Source organism: Modestobacter sp. L9-4 (assembly GCF_019112525.1).
Taxonomy (GTDB): domain Bacteria; phylum Actinomycetota; class Actinomycetes; order Mycobacteriales; family Geodermatophilaceae; genus Modestobacter.
Window position 1 is genome coordinate 3898721 of record NZ_CP077800.1, and the last position, 15417, is coordinate 3914137.

Sequence of the window (15417 nt, forward strand, 5' to 3'; positions counted from 1 at the left end):
CACTGTCCCTGCCCGCACCGCTGCGTGCCCGTGGCGTGGTGGACTGGGCCGGTGCTGACCCGCGACGAGTACCTGGCGGCCTGGTCGCGCTGGCACGGCGACACCGACCCGCACGACAGCCGGCTGGTGCACGGCTGGCTGACCCTCGCCTACACCCTCGCCGTCCCGCTGGCCCGGCTCTCGCCGCTGGTGGCCACCGCGCTGGGCCTGGCCGTCGCCGGTGCCGCCGTCGGACCGGCAGCCGCCGGTGGGGGCTGGCTGATCGCGACCGGGCTGCTCATCGGGCTGTCGGGCCTGCTCGACTCCCTGGACGGCGCGCTGGCCATCGCCGGCGGCCGGGCGTCCCGGCGGGGGTTCGTGCTCGACTCGGCCGTCGACCGGCTCACCGAGGTCGCCTACGCGATCGCCTTCTGGGTGGCCGGCGCACCGGGCTGGCTGGCGGTGGCCTTCGGCGCGCTGTGCTGGCTGCCCGACTACCTGCGCGCCCGCGCCGGGCAGGCCGGGGTCAGCGAGACCGGGGCGATCTCGGTGTGGGAGCGGCCCACCCGCGTCGCGATGGCCGGGTTCGGGCTCGGCGGCGCCGGGGTGGTCGCGCTGCTCGGCATCGACGTCGACGGGCACGACGTGGTGGCCGCGGTGGTCACCGTCGGGGCCGCCGTCGGCTGCCTGCTGGGCGTCGTGGGCACCGCCCAGCTGGGGGTCCAGCTGCGCCGGGCACTGGGTGAGGTGCCCCCGCCGGGGTGACCGGCGCGCGCGGCCGGCCCGGGTGGCTCCTACCCTGGAGCGGTCCCGGGCCCGATCCGGCCGGGGCCCGACTGGCCGCTGGTGGCCGCCGTCCCCCGGAGAGAGTCGCCCCCATGCCCGTCGTCGTGACCGGTTCGATCGCCACCGACCACCTGATGACCTTCCCCGGGAAGTTCACCGACCAGTTCGTCGAGGGCAAGATGGAGAACGTCTCGCTCTCCTTCCTGGTCGACGACCTGGTGCAGCACCGCGGTGGCGCGGGCGCCAACATGGCCTACGGCCTGGGGCTGCTCGGCCAGGCCCCGGTGCTGGTCGGGGCGGTGGGCAGCGACTTCGCCGACTACGACGCCTGGCTGACCCGGCACGGCGTCGACACCGGCAGCGTGCGCTGGTCCGAGCTCAAGCACACCGCCCGGTTCACCTGCACCACCGACGTGGCCAACAACCAGATCGCCTCGTTCTACTCGGGCGCGATGAGCGAGGCCTCGATGATCGAGCTCGCCCCGGTCGAGGAGCGGGTCGGTGGGCTGGACCTGGTCATCGTCGGGCCCAACGACCCGACCGCGATGGTGCAGCACACCGCCGAGTGCCGGGAGCGCGGCTACCCCTTCCTCGCCGACCCCAGCCAGCAGCTGGCCTGGGCCGACGGCGAGATGATCCGCGAGCTGGTCCACGGCGCGGAGCTGCTGTTCACCAACGAGTACGAGCACGCCCTGCTGCTGCAGAAGACCGGCTGGGACGACGCCGAGGTGCTCGCCCGGGTCGGCACCTGGGTCACCACCCGGGCCGCGGACGGCGTGCTCGTCGAGCAGGCCGGTGCCGAGCCGATCCGCGTCATCGCCGTCCCGGAGACCAAGCCGGTCGAGCCCACCGGCGGTGGGGACGCGCTGCGCGCCGGCTTCGTCGCCGCCCGGCAGTGGGGGCTGGGGCTGGAGCGCGCCACCCAGGTCGGCTCCGCCGTCGCCACCGCCGCCGTCGAGGTCATCGGGACCCAGGAGTACTCGCTGCCCCGCGACCTGTTCCTGGACCGCTTCGCCGACGCCTTCGGCGCCGACGCCGCCGACGAGGTCGCCCCGCACCTGCCCGCCTGAGGGAGGACCCGGCTGCCCCCACCGCTCGCGAGCTCGCGGCGGGCCCCTGCAGCCGGGCCGACGGACGCGGGCTCGGTGTGGTCAGCAGTCGAAGACCGACCAGCAGATGTCGTTGCGGAGCCGCTGGTCGTCGAGCACCAGCTCGCGGACGGCGGGCGGCAGCTGGTCGCGCTGCCACCGGCACTCCGCCCGCCCGGCGGCGTCGGCCGTGCCCTCGGGTGCCGCCGCCCGCACCGCCTTGATCGCGTAGGCGGCGGCACCGAGGTCGTGGGCGGCGACGTGCGCGACGACCCCGGCCTGGCCCGCGGCGTAGGCGGCGTGCCGGGCCGCACCGCGCAGGTCCCGGGCCGCGCCCATGGCGTGCCCGCCCGCGGCGCGCGCCTGCATCATCGGCAGCTCTCCACGCACCCAGGCCCGGGCTGCCTCGACCGCCTGACGCGGTCGCCGGTCACCGGGGCGCACGGACTCGAACAGCGGCAGGACGTGCTCCGCGCAGGTCGCCGCCCAGAGGGCGAGGAGGTGGTGGTCGGGGTCGGTGAGGGTGCCGCCGCGGCGGACCGTCACCAGGCGCAGGTCGGGGACGGCGGGGAGGATCACCTCACTCGCCGCGCAGCTGCCGGCCGATCGACGGGTCGGCGGTCCAGGTCTCGTGGGTGATGCGGCGGAGCTCTCTCACCTCACCGATCGTCGACCACTCGCTGCCGCCGAGGCGGGCCAGCGGGCGCAGGTGCTCGATCCGCGGCCGGCCGTCGCGGACGGCTGTCGTGTGGACGGCGACGTGCCGCACCTGCCCGAGGACGACGGTGCTGTCGCCCAGCCGCAGCGTGGAGTGCAGCGTGCACTCCAGCGACACCGGTGACTGCGCCACCCGCATGGCCGCGACGGTCTCGCTGGGCTCCAGCCGGACGCCGGTGTGCTCGGCCTCGCTCTGGTCCGGCGGGAAGTCGGTGCCGGTGGCGTTGACCTGTTCGAACATCGACTCCGGGGCCAGGTTGACCGTGAAGTCACCGGTCGCCTCGACGTTGGTCAGGGAGTCCTTGCGGCCCACCGAGGTGAACTGCACGATCGGCGGCTCGACGCAGGCCACCGTGTAGTACGAGTGCGGCGCGAGGTTGTGCACGCCCTCGGCCGAGCGGGTCACCACCCAGGCGATCGGGCGGGGCACGACCACCGCGTTGAGCAACCGGTAGAAGGCGTCACGGTCCATGTCCGCGGGGCTGAACGACGTACGGGGCTCGGTCACCGCCCCATCCTCGTCCGCGGCCACCGGCGGGCCCGGTCGGGCGGGGCGGGTCGGGTCACGGCGCCTACGGTGTCGCGGTGCAGACACTGCGATCGGCGTCCGGGACCACCTTGCTCGTCCGTACGGACTTCTCCGACGAGGCGGCGTGGACCGCGCTGCGCACCGCGGTGACGACGCACAGCCGCGAGGGCTCCCCGTCCGGGCTCGAGGTCGTCGACGACCCCGCCTTCGACGGCGCGGAGGTGGCGGACCTGCTCGCTGCCGGGCCGGCGCAGGACCGCGTGGCCGTCCTCTTCGTGGCGGACGCGACGACGCTGCAGCACCCGGAGCTGCCCGTGCTGGCGGTGCGCGGCAGCGGCGCCCCGGAGGAGTCCTTCCGGGTGCCGTCGGCCCAGGTGCTGGAGGTGGCCGACGACCTGTCGCTGGCCGGCATGGGCTGGGCGGAGTTCACCGACCGGGTCGGGGACGACGGGGTGTTCCGCGGGTTCTCCGGCTACTGACCGGCCCCGGGTACCAGCGTGCGGCCCCGCCACCGCAGCTCACCGCGCCGGTGCGCGCGCAGCGAGCGGGCCACCAGCACGTCCAGCAGCGCCACCGACACCGGGTGGGCCAGCGCGTCGGGCCAGACCCTGCTCCCGGTGCCGGCCGCGACGACGGCCCGGTTGACCACGCCGGCCGCGTACCCGGCCAGCCCGGCCCGCGACCCGGTCAGCGCCGCGAGCGGCGGGACGAGCCAGACCGCGCCCAGCGCCGCCGCAGCCGCGGCCGAGGCGGTGGGCCGGCCGCCGAGGGCCGACCACAACGACTTCGTGTAGCCCTCGCGCAAGGCCGGCCAGCCGTCGTACATCCGGCACGTGGCCAGCGTCGACCCGTCGACCACCACCCCGCGCCCGCCGGCGGCCTTGACCGCCCGGAGCAGGGCGATGTCCTCGATCACCTCGCCGCGCACCGCCGCGTGGCCCCCGGCCCGCTCGTACGCCGCCCGCCGCACCACGAGGAACTGCCCGTTGGCGGCCGCGAGCGAGGGCCGCGGCGAGCGCTCGGCCAGCCGCAGCGGCAGCAGCGTGGCCCACAGCCACTGCTGCAGCGGCTGCACCAGCCGCTCGGCCGCCGAGCCGGTGAGCTGCCTCGGCCAAGGGGAGACCAGGTCCAGGCCGGCGTCGTCGAGCACGGCCACGGCGGCGGCCACGGCGTCGGGCATCAGCCGCACGTCGGCGTCGAGGAAGACCAGCAGGTCGGCGTCGCCGGCCGCGGCGGCGCCCTGGGCACAGGCGTTCGGCTTGCCCAGCCACCCCGGCGCCGGTGGCCGGGCGGTGAGCAGCCGCACCCGCGGGTCGGCCGGGACCCGCTCCGGCGTGCCGTCGGTCGAGCCGTCGTCGACGACCACCACCTGCAGGTGCGGGACGCCGCGCTGGTCGAGCACCGCGTCCAGACAGCCGGCGATCTGGTCGGCCTCGTCGCGGGCCGGAACCACCACGGTGACCGGCCGGTCGACCGCCGGGGGCGCGGCCGGCGGGCGGCGCAGCAGCGCGGTGTTGACCGCGGCGTGCACCGCGGCGAGCACCGACAGACCGGCGCAGCCCTGCACGACCCGGTGGGCGGCGCGCCTCACGTCCGGCGGGCCGGCTCGTGCCGCGCGAGGGTCTGCCGGACGAGGGTCTGCCGGACGAGGGCGAGGACCACCGGCAGCGCCAGGACGAGGCCCCAGACGGCCGAGCCGGGCAGGTCGAGCCACACGGCGTGGGCCAGCGCGCCGCCGAGCACCATCCAGGCCAGGGTGAGCAGCGGAGCGGTGTCGCCGGTCCGCGGCGGTGTCGCGGTGCGTGCCACGAGCAGGTCGAGCAGCGTCATCAGCACCAGGCCGGCGAGCAGCCAGCCACCCAGGTTCGTCAGCGGCACCGTGTCGATGCCGGGCAGCCCCGGTGCCGGGTGCGCCCAGCGCCAGAAGCCGGCCTGCACCAGCTGCGGGTCGAGCACGACGTCCCAGGCGGCGAAGACGTAGGCGGCCACCAGCACCCGCCACGGACGCGACCGCGGGGCCAGCCGCCGGGCGAGCACCCAGCTCGGCCAGGCCATCATCAGCCAGGCCAGCGGCACCAGGAACGGGACGCCGAACAGCGTCGGGCCCAGCACGTCGCTGTAGGTGTAGCTGCCGTAGGGGAAGCCGGTGGACAGGCCCAGCGCCTCGAACCCGACGGCGACCACGGCGACGAGCACCAGGACCCCGAGGCCGGTGCGCGCGCCGCGGCCCACCCACGCGTGGCTGATCGCCGCCGCCGAGCCCAGCAGCACGATCACCCAGCTGATGGCGGTGCGGGCCGAGCCGCCGGACAGCGGGTAGGCGATCGCGGTCGCCAGCAGCGCCACGGTGAGCGCCAGGGGCAGCCAGCCCGGGGTCGCCCGGGTGCGCCCCGGGACGGCGGTGGCGGTCACCGAGCCGCCCTGGCCGCCAGCCGGCTCCCGACCCCCGCCCGGAGTCCGGCGCGCAGCCGCGCCGCGGGGCGGCGGTCGGCCAGCACGATCCGCGCGGCGGTGCGCCCGGAGTTGCCCGACACCCCGCCGCCGGGGTGGGTGGAGGCGCCGGTCAGGTAGAGCCCGGCCAGGCCCGGCACCCGGTGACCGGACAGCGCCGGGGTGGGGCGGAAGCCGAACATGCTGGCCAGGCTCATCTCCACGTGCATGACGTTGCCACGCAGCAGCGACAGTTCCTGCTCCAGCTTCAGCGGGGTCTGCACGTACAGCTGCTGCACCGAGTCGGAGAAGCCGGGGGCGTAGCGGTCGACCGCGGCGAGCAGCTGCTGGGCGGCGGTCTCGGCCAGGTCGTCCCAGTTGCCGCCGTCGGCGAGGGCGTAGGGGTACCACTGCCCCCAGATGGTGACAACGTGCTGGCCGTCGGGGGCCAGCGTCGGGTCGCTCGCGGAGAACGACATCGCCAGCGGCACCGGCTCGCGGGGGAGCTCCCCGGCCAGGTAGTCGCCGTGCGCCCGGGCCAGCTGGGCGCGGTCGGTGCACAGCAGCTGCAGCCCCTGCAGGGCCTCGTCGCCGACCCCGGGGTAGTCGGGCAGGGCGTTCGTCTGGCAGCGCAGCACCAGGCCGAACCCGTTGCCCAGCGGCGGGTCGGCGTCGGCCAGCGCCGGCGGGGCGTCGTCACCGGCGAGGGCCCTGGTGGCCAGCACGTGGCAGGCGGCCACGACCACCGGGGCGGTGACCCGCCGGCCGGACACCGTCTGCACGCCGGTCACCCGCCGGGCGCCGTCCGGGCCCTCGACCAGCAGCCGGGCCGCGCCGTCGCCGAGGGTGACCCGGCCGCCGTCGGCGGCCAGCCGGGCGGCCAGCGCCTGGGTGAGCCCGCCGGATCCGCCCACCGGGTGGCCGGGCGGGACGTCGTGCAGCAGCGCCACCCAGCCGACCATCGCGGCGGTGCCGGGCTCGGACATCGGCGGGCCGGACTGGGCGCCGAACCAGGCCAGGGCGGCCTTGAGCCGCTCGCTGGTGAACCAGCGGTCGAGCAGGGCGTCGCCGGAGCCGATGAAGTCGGTCGCGATCTCCCCGCCCGGGGTGCGCGGCTGGCCGCGGCGGGGTGCACCCACCGGCCACAGGTGGCGCACCAGCTGCACCGCGCCCGGCCGGTCGCCGAAGGCCTTGACGACGGCGGCGCTGCGCGGGCCCCACACCTGCACGAACCGGCGGTAGGCGGCGGCGTCGGCGTCACCGCAGGCCGCGGCGATGGAGGCGCAGGTGGCGTCGAGGTCGACGGAGAACACCAGCGGCTGCCCGTCGGGGCCGGGGTCGCCGGGCACCGGGGCGGGGGCGAAGGCCCACGGGTCGCAGTCGATGTAGCGCAGCCCGAACCGCTCGAGGTCCAGCTCCTCGACCACGCCGCTGTGCCGGATGATCACGTGTGCGCTGGAGCCCCGGTCGACCCGGACGCCGGGCCACCGCTCCACCGTGGAGACCGCGCCGCCGAGGACGTCGTCGGACTCGACCACCTCCACGCGCAGGCCGGCCTTCGCCAGGTGGCAGGCGGCGACCATGCCGTTGTGGCCGGAGCCGATGACGACGGCGTCGACGGCGGTGTCGGCGGGAGGCGCGGGGACGGCGGTGTCCTGCGGCGAGCTGGGAACGGCGATCAGTCCTCCGGAGCAGACGGGGCCAGCGGCAGCCGGGCACCCAGGATGGCGAACGGGCGGGAGTCGCCCGGGAAGTGGTAGCCCCGGGCCAGGTCGACGAAGCCGTCGGCGTGGTAGAGCCGGAAGGCCTTCGTGTCGGTGTCCGGGGTGCTCAGCAGGGCCACCGGTGCGGCGGTGCCGGCGACCAGCGCGTGCAGCAGCTGGCGGCCCAGCCCGCGGCTCTGGTGGTCGGGGTGCACGTGCAGCTCGCAGACCTCGAACGCGCCGGGCAGCCACTGCTTGGCCGTGCGCCGGTCCAGGGCGTTGCGCACCTGGTCGTGCCACCACTGTCCGGGGGCGACGAGGTAGCCGTAGCCGAAGCCGACCAGCTCCTCGCCCGCCGTGCCGTCCCCCCGGGGAGCCTCGACGAAGGCACCGACCGCGCGGAAGCCGTTCCGCTCGGTGTGCTGGACGGCGTAGCCGTAGCGGCCGGCGACGACGGAGTCGCCGTAGCCCATGGCCGCGCCGTAGATCGCCAGCGCCTCGTGCAGGTGCTCGCGCATCCAGGGCGTGGGCAGCTCGGCGACCCGGGTGGCCGGGGTCGTGCCGGTCACCGGGCACCCGCCGTGGCGAGCTCGGCGGACGGGCCCGGGCCGACCTCGGCGGGGGTGCCCTCGGTCAGCTGCAGCAGCTCGGCGTAGCTGGTGGGGAAGACGGTGTGCGGGTGCCCGGCGGCGGCCCACACCTGCTCGTGCCGGGCCAGCTCGACGTCGACCAGGGTGCCGATCGGCTCGGGGTGCCCGATCGGGGCGACACCGCCGATGGCCTGCCCGGTGTGCTCCCGGACGAACTCCGGGGTGGCCCGGACGACGGCCGGGACGCCCAGCAGCTCGGCCACCTGCGGCTCGGACACCCGGTGCGCGCCGCTGGTCAGGACCAGCAGCGGCTGGCCGCCCACGTCGAACACGAGGCTGTTGGCGATGGCGCCGACCGGCACGCCGAGCCCGGCGGCGGCCTCGGCGGCCGTTCGGGCGCTGTCGGGCAGCACGCGCACCTCACCGGGGACGCCGGCGGCGCGCAGCAGCTGCACGACCTCGGCGACCCGGGGGTGCTGCGGGATCTCCGCTGAGGTCATGCGCGCGATCCTGCCACCGGCCGGCGTCGCCCGCCGCACCCGGCACCGGCCGGCGGCACCGCGCCCGGCGGCAGCGGGCGGTGGTGCGGCCGTCCCGGGCCGTCCACCCGCCGTCCCACGCCGCCGGTGACGTGCTCGGAGGGCCGGGGTCAGGGCACAGCAGTGCCGGACAGGTGCTGCCACCGCCGGAGCTGCACCTCGGCGTCCCGGACGGTCGCCGTCTCCACCCCCGCCGGCGTGAAGCCCGAGCGACGCGCGACCGCCTCGCTGGCCGTGTTGCCCAGGATCGTCTTGAGCACCACGCGGTCGTGGCCGACGTCGAGCGCCCAGCGGGTCAGCTGACGGGTCGCGGCCGTGGCGAGTCCGCGTCCCCGCCCCGCGGGGAGCAGGGCGTAGAAGACCTCGGGGTCGCGCTGACCGTTCATGGCGATGCCCGCGGTACCGGCGACGAGGCCGGTGGGGTCGCGCACGACGTAGCGGCCGCCGGTACCGGCCGCGGCTCCCCGGGTCCTGGTCTCGATGCGCGCGCGGGCGCCGGTCTCGTCCAGGTCGGGTGGGTACCTCGTCCAGCGCACCACGTCGGGCACGGCGGACAGCGCCACCTCCACCGGCCAGTCGCCCGGCGTCATCAGGCGCAGGTCGGCCCGGCCGTCGGTCAGCTCGGTGGGGAGTGCTCCCCGCAGCGTGTCGGCCACGGCTCATCGTGCACCGGGTCACCGCTCGTCCCGAGTCGGAGGACCGGGCTCACGGTGTGCCGGCTCCGCGGTGGTCGAGGACGGGCACCGGGTCGGCGTCGGCGACCGGGGGAGTGGTGGTGTCGAGCGGGTGGGCGACCTCGTCGGCGCGCAGCCGGGCCGCCACGATCGCGGCCACGGCGAGCAGCGGGGGCACCAGGCCGGCCAGGGCGAAGGTGGCCGGGACCCCGATCACCCCGCTCACCGGACCGGCCAGCGCCATCGAGACCGGCAGGAAGGCCAGCGAGACGAAGAAGTCCAGGCTGGACACCCGGCCGAGCATCGCCGGGGGCACGCGGCGCTGCAGCAGGGTGCCCCAGATGACGGTGGCGCCCTGGAAGGCCGCCCCGGCGACGGCGGCGGCGAGCACGAACAGCCACAGCTCGGTGGCCACGCCGAAGACCGCCAGCGGGAGGCACCCCGCGCCCCACAGCATGATCATCACCGTCAGGTAGCGGCGCGGCAGCGGCCGGGAGGCGACGGCGAGGGACCCCACCGCCCCGGCGATCCCGAACGAGGCCAGGACCAGCGAGTGCTCCGAGGGCCCGCCGCCGGTCTGCTCGCGCAGCGCGAAGGGGGTCAGCACCTCCAGCGGGCCGAGCACGACGAGCACCATCAGCGAGGCGAACACCAGCGTGGCGAGCAGCCACGGGGTGGCGACCATGTAGGAGAAGCCGGCCCGGACGTCGTGCAGCAGTGCGGCGACCGGGTGGCGGGCCGGTCCGCCGGCAGCCGCGGCCTCGGCGTCCAGGTCGCGGCGCACCGGCGTGGCCGGCAGCCGCAGCAGCGCCAGGACCGCTCCCAGCGCGGCCACCGCGGTGACGAGCAGGGCCGCGCCGGGGGAGGCGGCCGCGACGATCGCCCCGGCCGCGGCCGGGCCGGCGGCCTGCGTGAGCAGCGGCCGGAGCACCCCCTCCAGCCCGTTGGCGGCCAGCAGCTCGTCGGCGGGCAGCAGTGCGGGCACCAACGCCGAGTAGGCCGGGTAGTACAGCCCCTGGGCCAGGCCGATGAGCAGCGAGGCCACCACCAGGTGCCACAGCTGGAGCAGCCCGGCCAGCGAGAGCGCGGCGACCACGCCGGTCGCGCCCAGCTCGGCGGCGGCGACGACCAGCAGCAGGCGCCGTTGCGGCACCCGGTCGGCGAGGGCGCCACCGAGCAGCGTGGTCAGCAGCATGCCCACGGCCGTGCCCGCGCTGACCAGGGACAGCGCCGCCGGACCGCCACCGAGCTCGATCACCTGCCAGACCACGGCCAGCAGGTACAGGCCCGAGGAGGTCAGCGTCAGCACCAGCGAGACGGCCAGCCAGCGGTAGGCCGGGCGCCGGAGGGGCGTCAGCGCACGGGGCAGGGCGGGCACCGGTCCAGTCGACACCGGTGCGGGCGCGCGGCGCAAACGAGTTGGTGTCGACCGTCGGTGCAGTGGCTGTAATGACACGGTCGTGGACACGGCCGTGTCGGCTTGACGTCCGAGACCCGTCTCCGGTCTACTCGACGTGTTCGAACACGTGTTCGAACACCGGTGGGTCCGCTCACCGGCCCGGGCCGTCATGCCTTCCCCGCATGCGCTTCCCCGCCGGGCCGGGGTGTGGGCCGGTCGGTGGGGCGAGGAGTTGGGGAGTCTGTCATGAGCCGAGTGCTCGTCGGGGCCGGTGGCCGCGTCGGTGAAGAGGTGCAGGTCGAGCAGGGGTCGACGGGGCCGGCCCAGTTCTGGCGCGGCGAGACCCGCTACGTGGTGGGGGAGCTGCTCGACTCGTGGGTGGAGACCGCCCCCTGGTGGCAGCCCGACCCCGCCGGCCGGGGCGCGTCGCTCGACCTGGTCGCCACCCGGCAGGTCTGGCGGGTCGAGGCCTCGCGGGCCGGGCGCTCGCGGATGAGCTCCGCCGGGGTGTTCGACCTGTCCTGGGAGCCGACGGCCGGCCAGTGGCTGCTCGTCCGGGCGCACGACTGATGGGCGCCGCCCGGGTCCTGCCCGCCCCCGAGCAGGAGGAGATCCCGTTGCCCCCGGCCCTGCCCTCGGCCGCCGCCCAGCTGCTCGGCCAGGCCCACCGCGGGCTGGCCGAGGCGACCGGCAGCCCCGACGCCGGCTGGCGGTACGCCACCGCGCACCTGGCCGCGCTGCGCGCCGCCGCCGCGGTGCTGGCCGCCCGCACCCAGCCCGACGCCGACGCCGGCCGGCGCCGCCCCCGCAGCGCCTGGGTGCTGATCAGCCAGGTCGCCCCCGAGCTGGGCGAGTGGGCGGCGTTCTTCGCCGCCGGGGCGGCCAAGCGGGCCGCTGCGGAGGCGGGGCTGACGCACGCGGTCACCGAGCGGGAGGCCGACGACCTGGTCCGCGACGTGCGCACCTTCCTCGGTGTCGTGGAGACGACGATCAGCCGGCCGGCGCCGCCCCCGGCGCCGGTGCGCCTGCGGTCGATGGACGGCGGCCGTCGCCGGCCCTCCGCGTCGTGAGTGACCCCTTCGTCCACCTGCACGTCGCCTCGGGCTACTCGATGCGGCACGGCGCCAACCACCCGGCCGACCTGGTCACCCGGGCGGTCGACCACGGCATGGGGGCCCTGGCGCTCACCGACCGCGACGGCCTCTACGGGGCGGTCAAGTTCGCCCTCGCCGCCCGCTCGGCGGGCATCCGCCCGCTGTTCGGCGTCGACCTGGCCGTCGACCCGGTGGCCGGCGGCGAGCCCGGTGAGTCCGGGCGCACCCGCGCCGCCGACCTGCACCGCGCCCGCCACCCGGCCGGCCGCCGGGCGCCGGCGCGCGGCGGGGCCAGCGTCGACCCGCGGCTGCCCCGGGTCACCTTCCTCGCCAAGGACGGCGCCGGCTGGCGGTCGCTGTGCCGGCTGACCAGCGCCACCCACCTCGCCGGCACCCGCGGTGAGCCGGTCAGCTCGCTGACCCTGGCCGGGGAGCACGCCACCGGCCTGCTGGCGGTGCTCGGGCCCGGCTCCTCGGTCGGCCGGGCACTGGCCGACGGTCGCGCCGACCTCGCCCGGGCCCGGCTGGCCGCCTGGCGGTCGGTGTTCGGCCCCGGCCAGCTGGTGGTCGAGATCGTGCACCACCGCGGGCAGGGCGACCGCTCCCGCGCGCAGGCGCTGTTGGCGCTGGCCACCGAGGCCGGTGTGCCGGCGGTGCTCACCAACGCGGTCCGCTACGTCGACGCCTTCGACGCGCCCACCGCCGACGTCCTCGACGCCGCCCGCCGGCTGGTGCCGCTGGGGGAGCGGCACGTCGACCGGCGCACCGCCGAGGGCCACCTGAAGTCGGGCAAGGAGATGGCCGAGGTCGCCGAGGACATCGCCGGCCCCGACCGCGACGTCGCCCTGCGGCTGATGGAGACCACCGCCCGGATCGCCGAGCAGTGCGCCGTCGACGTCCGCGAGGACCTCGGCATCGGCACCGTGCGCTACCCCGAGCTCGACGTGGTCACCACCGCCGCCGAGCGCGGCATGGGCCCCGCACAGGTGCTGCGGGCCCGGTGCGAGGCCGGCTTCGGCCGGCGGGGGATGACCCCCTCGGGTGCGGTGCGCGAGCGGCTGGAGTCCGAGCTGGGGGTGATCGAGCAGCTGGGCTACCCGTCCTACTTCCTCACCGTCGCCGACGTCGTCGCCCTGATCAAGGAGCTGCGGGTGCGGGCCGCGGCCCGCGGCTCGGGCGCCGGCAGCCTGGTCACCTACCTGCTGGGCATCTCCGACGTCGACCCGATCCGCTACGGCCTGCTGATGGAGCGCTTCCTCTCCCCGCTGCGCCACCAGCTGCCCGACATCGACATCGACGTGGAGTCCGCCCGGCGGATGGAGGTCTACGACGCGGTGATCGACCGCTTCGGGGCGCACCGGGTCAGCTGCATCTCGATGATGGACACCTACCGGGTGCGGCACGCCATCCGCGACGTCGGTGCCGCGCTCGGGCTGCCGCCGGCCGAGGTCGACGCGGTGGCCAAGGCGTTCCCGCACATCCGGGCCAACCAGGTGCACGCCGCGCTGCGCGACCTGCCGGAGCTGCGGGCCAGCCGGATGGGCTCCAAGCGGGGTGGCGGCAACGGTGACCTCGACCTGATGTTCGACCTGGTCGCCCGGCTCGACGGGCTGCCCCGGCACATCGCGCTGCACCCGTGCGGGGTGCTGCTGTCCGACGCGACGCTGCTGGACCGCACGCCGGTCGAGAGCAGCTACCTGGGCTACCCGATGAGCCAGTTCGACAAGGACGACGTCGAGGAGCTGGGGCTGCTCAAGCTCGACCTGCTCGGCATCCGGATGCAGTCGGCGATCGCCCACGCCATGGACGAGGTGGCGCGCGTCGACGGCGAGGAGCTCGTCATCGACGAGGTGCCGCGCGACGACCCGACCACCTTCGAGCTGATCCGCAGCACCCGCACGCTGGGCATGTTCCAGATCGAGTCACCGGGGCAGCGGGAGCTGGTCGGCAAGTTCGGTCCGCAGACCTTCGAGGACCTCATCGTCGACATCTCGCTGTTCCGCCCGGGGCCGGTGAAGAGCGACATGGTCACCCCGTTCCTGATGGCCCGGAACGGCTGGCGCGACCCGGTCTACCTGCACCCGGCGCTGCAGCCGGCGCTGGAGGAGACCGCCGGGGTGGTGGTCTTCCACGAGCAGGTGCTGCAGATCGTGTCGGTGATGACCGGCTGCGACCTGGCCAGCGCTGACGAGGTGCGCCGTGCGCTCGGGGAGAAGGACGCCCACGCCGAGGTCAAGGCGTGGTTCGCCCCCCGGGCGCTGGAGGAGGGCTACGACGTCGAGGTGGTCGAGAAGGTGTGGGAGGTGCTGGTCGCCTTCGGCTCGTTCGGCTTCTGCAAGGCCCACGCCGCGGCCTTCGCGCTGCCCACCTACCAGTCGGCCTGGCTCAAGACCCACCACACGGCGGCGTTCCTCGCCGGGGTGCTCACCCACGACCCGGGCATGTACCCCAAGCGGCTGATCCTCGACGACGCCCGCAACTTCGGCGTGGCCGTGCTGGGGCTGGACGTGAACGCCTCGGCCGGCAGCTACCGGATCGAACGGGTCGACGGCGGCGGTGCCCACGACGGACCGGCCGACCCCGACCCGGAGCCCGACGAGGACGGCGGGGTGGAGCTCGTGCCCCGGCCGCCGTGGATGCCCGCGGCGATGCCCGAGCCCGGGCGGTACGGCATCCGGCTGTCGCTGGCCGACGTGAAGGGGATCAACGACGAGGAGCTCGCCCGGATCGTCGAGGGGCAGCCCTACCGGTCCCTCACCGACTTCTGGAACCGGGCGAAGGTGTCCCGGCCGGTGGTGGAGCGGCTGGTGCTGGCCGGCGGGTTCGACTCGATCTACGGGTTCGGGGTGCGCGACAGCGAGGGCGGGCGGCCGGCCCGGCGCCGCGAGCAGCTCACCCGGCGCGACCTGCTGCTGCAGATCGGCGAGCTCGACCGGTGGAGCCGCAGCGGGGCGAGGGCCAGCAGCACCGGCCAGCTGGGACTGGACCTGTTCGGCGCCGACAGCGGTGCCGAACCCGGGCTGTTCGACGTCGGCGAGGCCGGGGAGGACACCGGCCAGCCGGAGTTCGTCAGCTCCGGGCTGCCGGAGTTCACCGACGCCGAACGGGTGCGCGCCGAGCTGGAGGTGCTGGGGCTCGACGCCAGCCGGCACGTCATCGAGTTCTACCGGCCGTTCCTGGCCGCGCTCGGTGCGGTGCCGGCCGCCGACCTGCTGCAGTGCCGGAGTGGTGCGGAGGTGCTGGTGGCCGGGGTGAAGGTGGCCACCCAGACCCCGCCGATCCGGTCCGGGAAACGGGTGGTGTTCGTGACCCTCGACGACGGCACCGGGTGTGCGGACTCGACCTTCTTCGAGGACGTGCAGGGCCCCTACGCCTCGACCGTCTTCCACTCCTGGCTGCTGGTGGTCCGCGGGGTGATGCGCCGCACCGGGCCGCGCGGGGTCTCGATGCGGGCCACCGGCGCCTGGGAGCTGCCGGCGCTGCACGAGGCGTGGGAGGCCGGCGGCATGGCCGCGGTCGCGGAGCTGATGGCCACACCGGGGGAGTACACCGAGCAGGCGATCAGCGGGGCGGCGGCCTCCTACGGGCCCCGGCCGGTGGTGGTCCGGCCGGTGCTCGTCCACCCGACCGGCTTCCGCATGTCGCCCTACGCCGACATCAAGCCCGCCGGCGACGACGCCGCGACCGCGATCCGCCGCGCGGCGGCCGAACCCCCGCGCAAGCTCTGGCACTCCAGCCCCGGCAGCTCCGGCCACTGAGCTCTGCACCCCCACGGCCCAGGACCCGGCGACTCCTGGGCCGTGGGGGTGCAGGCCGTTGGGGTGCGGGCCGTGGTGGTGCGGGCCGTGGGGGTGCAGGGCTGTGCGGGTGCAGGGCCGTACGGGCGCAG

15 protein-coding genes are annotated in these 15417 nt (G+C 76.1%); 6 read left to right on the forward strand and 9 right to left on the reverse strand.

Going from position 1 to position 15417, the window contains the following annotated elements; all coding sequences use genetic code 11:
* Positions 1–51 precede the first annotated feature (51 nt).
* Both KUM42_RS18490 and KUM42_RS18495 read left to right on the forward strand, forming a co-directional pair.
* Positions 52–744, forward strand: a complete 693-nt coding sequence (locus KUM42_RS18490) for a CDP-alcohol phosphatidyltransferase family protein (RefSeq protein WP_237493982.1) — start codon at positions 52–54, stop codon at positions 742–744.
* Between the two features lie 113 nt (positions 745–857).
* Complete coding sequence (locus KUM42_RS18495; RefSeq protein WP_237493983.1) at positions 858–1835, forward strand: carbohydrate kinase family protein; 978 nt, start codon at positions 858–860, stop codon at positions 1833–1835.
* Between the two features lie 81 nt (positions 1836–1916).
* Here KUM42_RS18495 and KUM42_RS18500 read toward each other — a convergent pair whose 3' ends face one another.
* Both KUM42_RS18500 and KUM42_RS18505 read right to left on the reverse strand, forming a co-directional pair.
* A complete protein-coding gene (locus KUM42_RS18500) occupies positions 1917–2432 on the reverse strand; it encodes a putative immunity protein (protein ID WP_237493984.1) in 516 nt (171 codons plus the stop codon).
* 1 nt (position 2433) lies between these two features.
* Positions 2434–3078 carry a flavin reductase family protein gene (locus tag KUM42_RS18505; RefSeq protein WP_237493985.1) on the reverse strand — a complete coding sequence of 215 codons (645 nt, stop codon included), beginning with the start codon at positions 3076–3078 and terminating at the stop codon, positions 2434–2436.
* A gap of 77 nt (positions 3079–3155) precedes the next feature.
* Between KUM42_RS18505 and KUM42_RS18510 the strand changes: the two genes are divergently transcribed.
* Positions 3156–3578: a hypothetical protein gene (locus KUM42_RS18510; protein ID WP_237493986.1), complete on the forward strand. Its 423-nt coding sequence runs from the start codon at positions 3156–3158 to the stop codon at positions 3576–3578.
* Here KUM42_RS18510 and KUM42_RS18515 read toward each other — a convergent pair.
* The 7 genes from KUM42_RS18515 to KUM42_RS18545 form a co-directional block, all read right to left on the reverse strand.
* The gene (locus KUM42_RS18515; RefSeq protein WP_237493987.1) at positions 3572–4690 is read right to left on the reverse strand and encodes a glycosyltransferase family 2 protein; all 1119 of its coding nucleotides are present in this window, start codon (positions 4688–4690) and stop codon (positions 3572–3574) included. The genes KUM42_RS18510 and KUM42_RS18515 overlap by 7 nt on opposite strands.
* Positions 4687–5511 carry a carotenoid biosynthesis protein gene (locus KUM42_RS18520; RefSeq protein ID WP_237493988.1) on the reverse strand — a complete coding sequence of 275 codons (825 nt, stop codon included), beginning with the start codon at positions 5509–5511 and terminating at the stop codon, positions 4687–4689. The genes KUM42_RS18515 and KUM42_RS18520 overlap by 4 nt, the downstream gene beginning before the upstream one ends.
* On the reverse strand, positions 5508–7112 hold the full coding sequence (locus KUM42_RS18525) for an NAD(P)/FAD-dependent oxidoreductase (protein ID WP_237493989.1): 1605 nt from the start codon (positions 7110–7112) through the stop codon (positions 5508–5510). The genes KUM42_RS18520 and KUM42_RS18525 overlap by 4 nt, the downstream gene beginning before the upstream one ends.
* Before the next feature lie 95 nt (positions 7113–7207).
* Positions 7208–7801, reverse strand: a complete 594-nt coding sequence (locus tag KUM42_RS18530; RefSeq protein ID WP_237493990.1) for an N-acetyltransferase — start codon at positions 7799–7801, stop codon at positions 7208–7210.
* On the reverse strand, positions 7798–8322 hold the full coding sequence (locus KUM42_RS18535) for a YbaK/EbsC family protein (protein WP_237493991.1): 525 nt from the start codon (positions 8320–8322) through the stop codon (positions 7798–7800). Before KUM42_RS18535 ends, KUM42_RS18530 begins: the two co-directional genes overlap by 4 nt.
* A 149-nt stretch (positions 8323–8471) precedes the next feature.
* Positions 8472–9017, reverse strand: a complete 546-nt coding sequence (locus tag KUM42_RS18540) for a GNAT family N-acetyltransferase (RefSeq protein ID WP_237493992.1) — start codon at positions 9015–9017, stop codon at positions 8472–8474.
* A gap of 49 nt (positions 9018–9066) precedes the next feature.
* Positions 9067–10413, reverse strand: coding sequence for an MFS transporter (locus tag KUM42_RS18545; protein WP_237493993.1), 1347 nt, complete (start codon positions 10411–10413; stop codon positions 9067–9069).
* A gap of 267 nt (positions 10414–10680) precedes the next feature.
* On the opposite strand from KUM42_RS18545, the gene KUM42_RS18550 reads away from it, so the two are divergent.
* The 3 genes from KUM42_RS18550 to KUM42_RS18560 are packed head-to-tail and all read left to right on the forward strand — an operon-like array spanning position 10681 to position 15286.
* Positions 10681–11004 (forward strand): DUF6504 family protein, encoded by a 324-nt coding sequence (locus tag KUM42_RS18550; protein ID WP_237493994.1) that lies wholly within the window; start codon positions 10681–10683, stop codon positions 11002–11004.
* Positions 11004–11504, forward strand: a complete 501-nt coding sequence (locus KUM42_RS18555; protein ID WP_237493995.1) for an SAV_6107 family HEPN domain-containing protein — start codon at positions 11004–11006, stop codon at positions 11502–11504. Before KUM42_RS18550 ends, KUM42_RS18555 begins: the two co-directional genes overlap by 1 nt.
* Positions 11501–15286 carry a DNA polymerase III subunit alpha gene (locus KUM42_RS18560; protein ID WP_237493996.1) on the forward strand — a complete coding sequence of 1262 codons (3786 nt, stop codon included), beginning with the start codon at positions 11501–11503 and terminating at the stop codon, positions 15284–15286. Before KUM42_RS18555 ends, KUM42_RS18560 begins: the two co-directional genes overlap by 4 nt.
* The last annotated feature ends 131 nt before the right edge of the window (positions 15287–15417 follow it).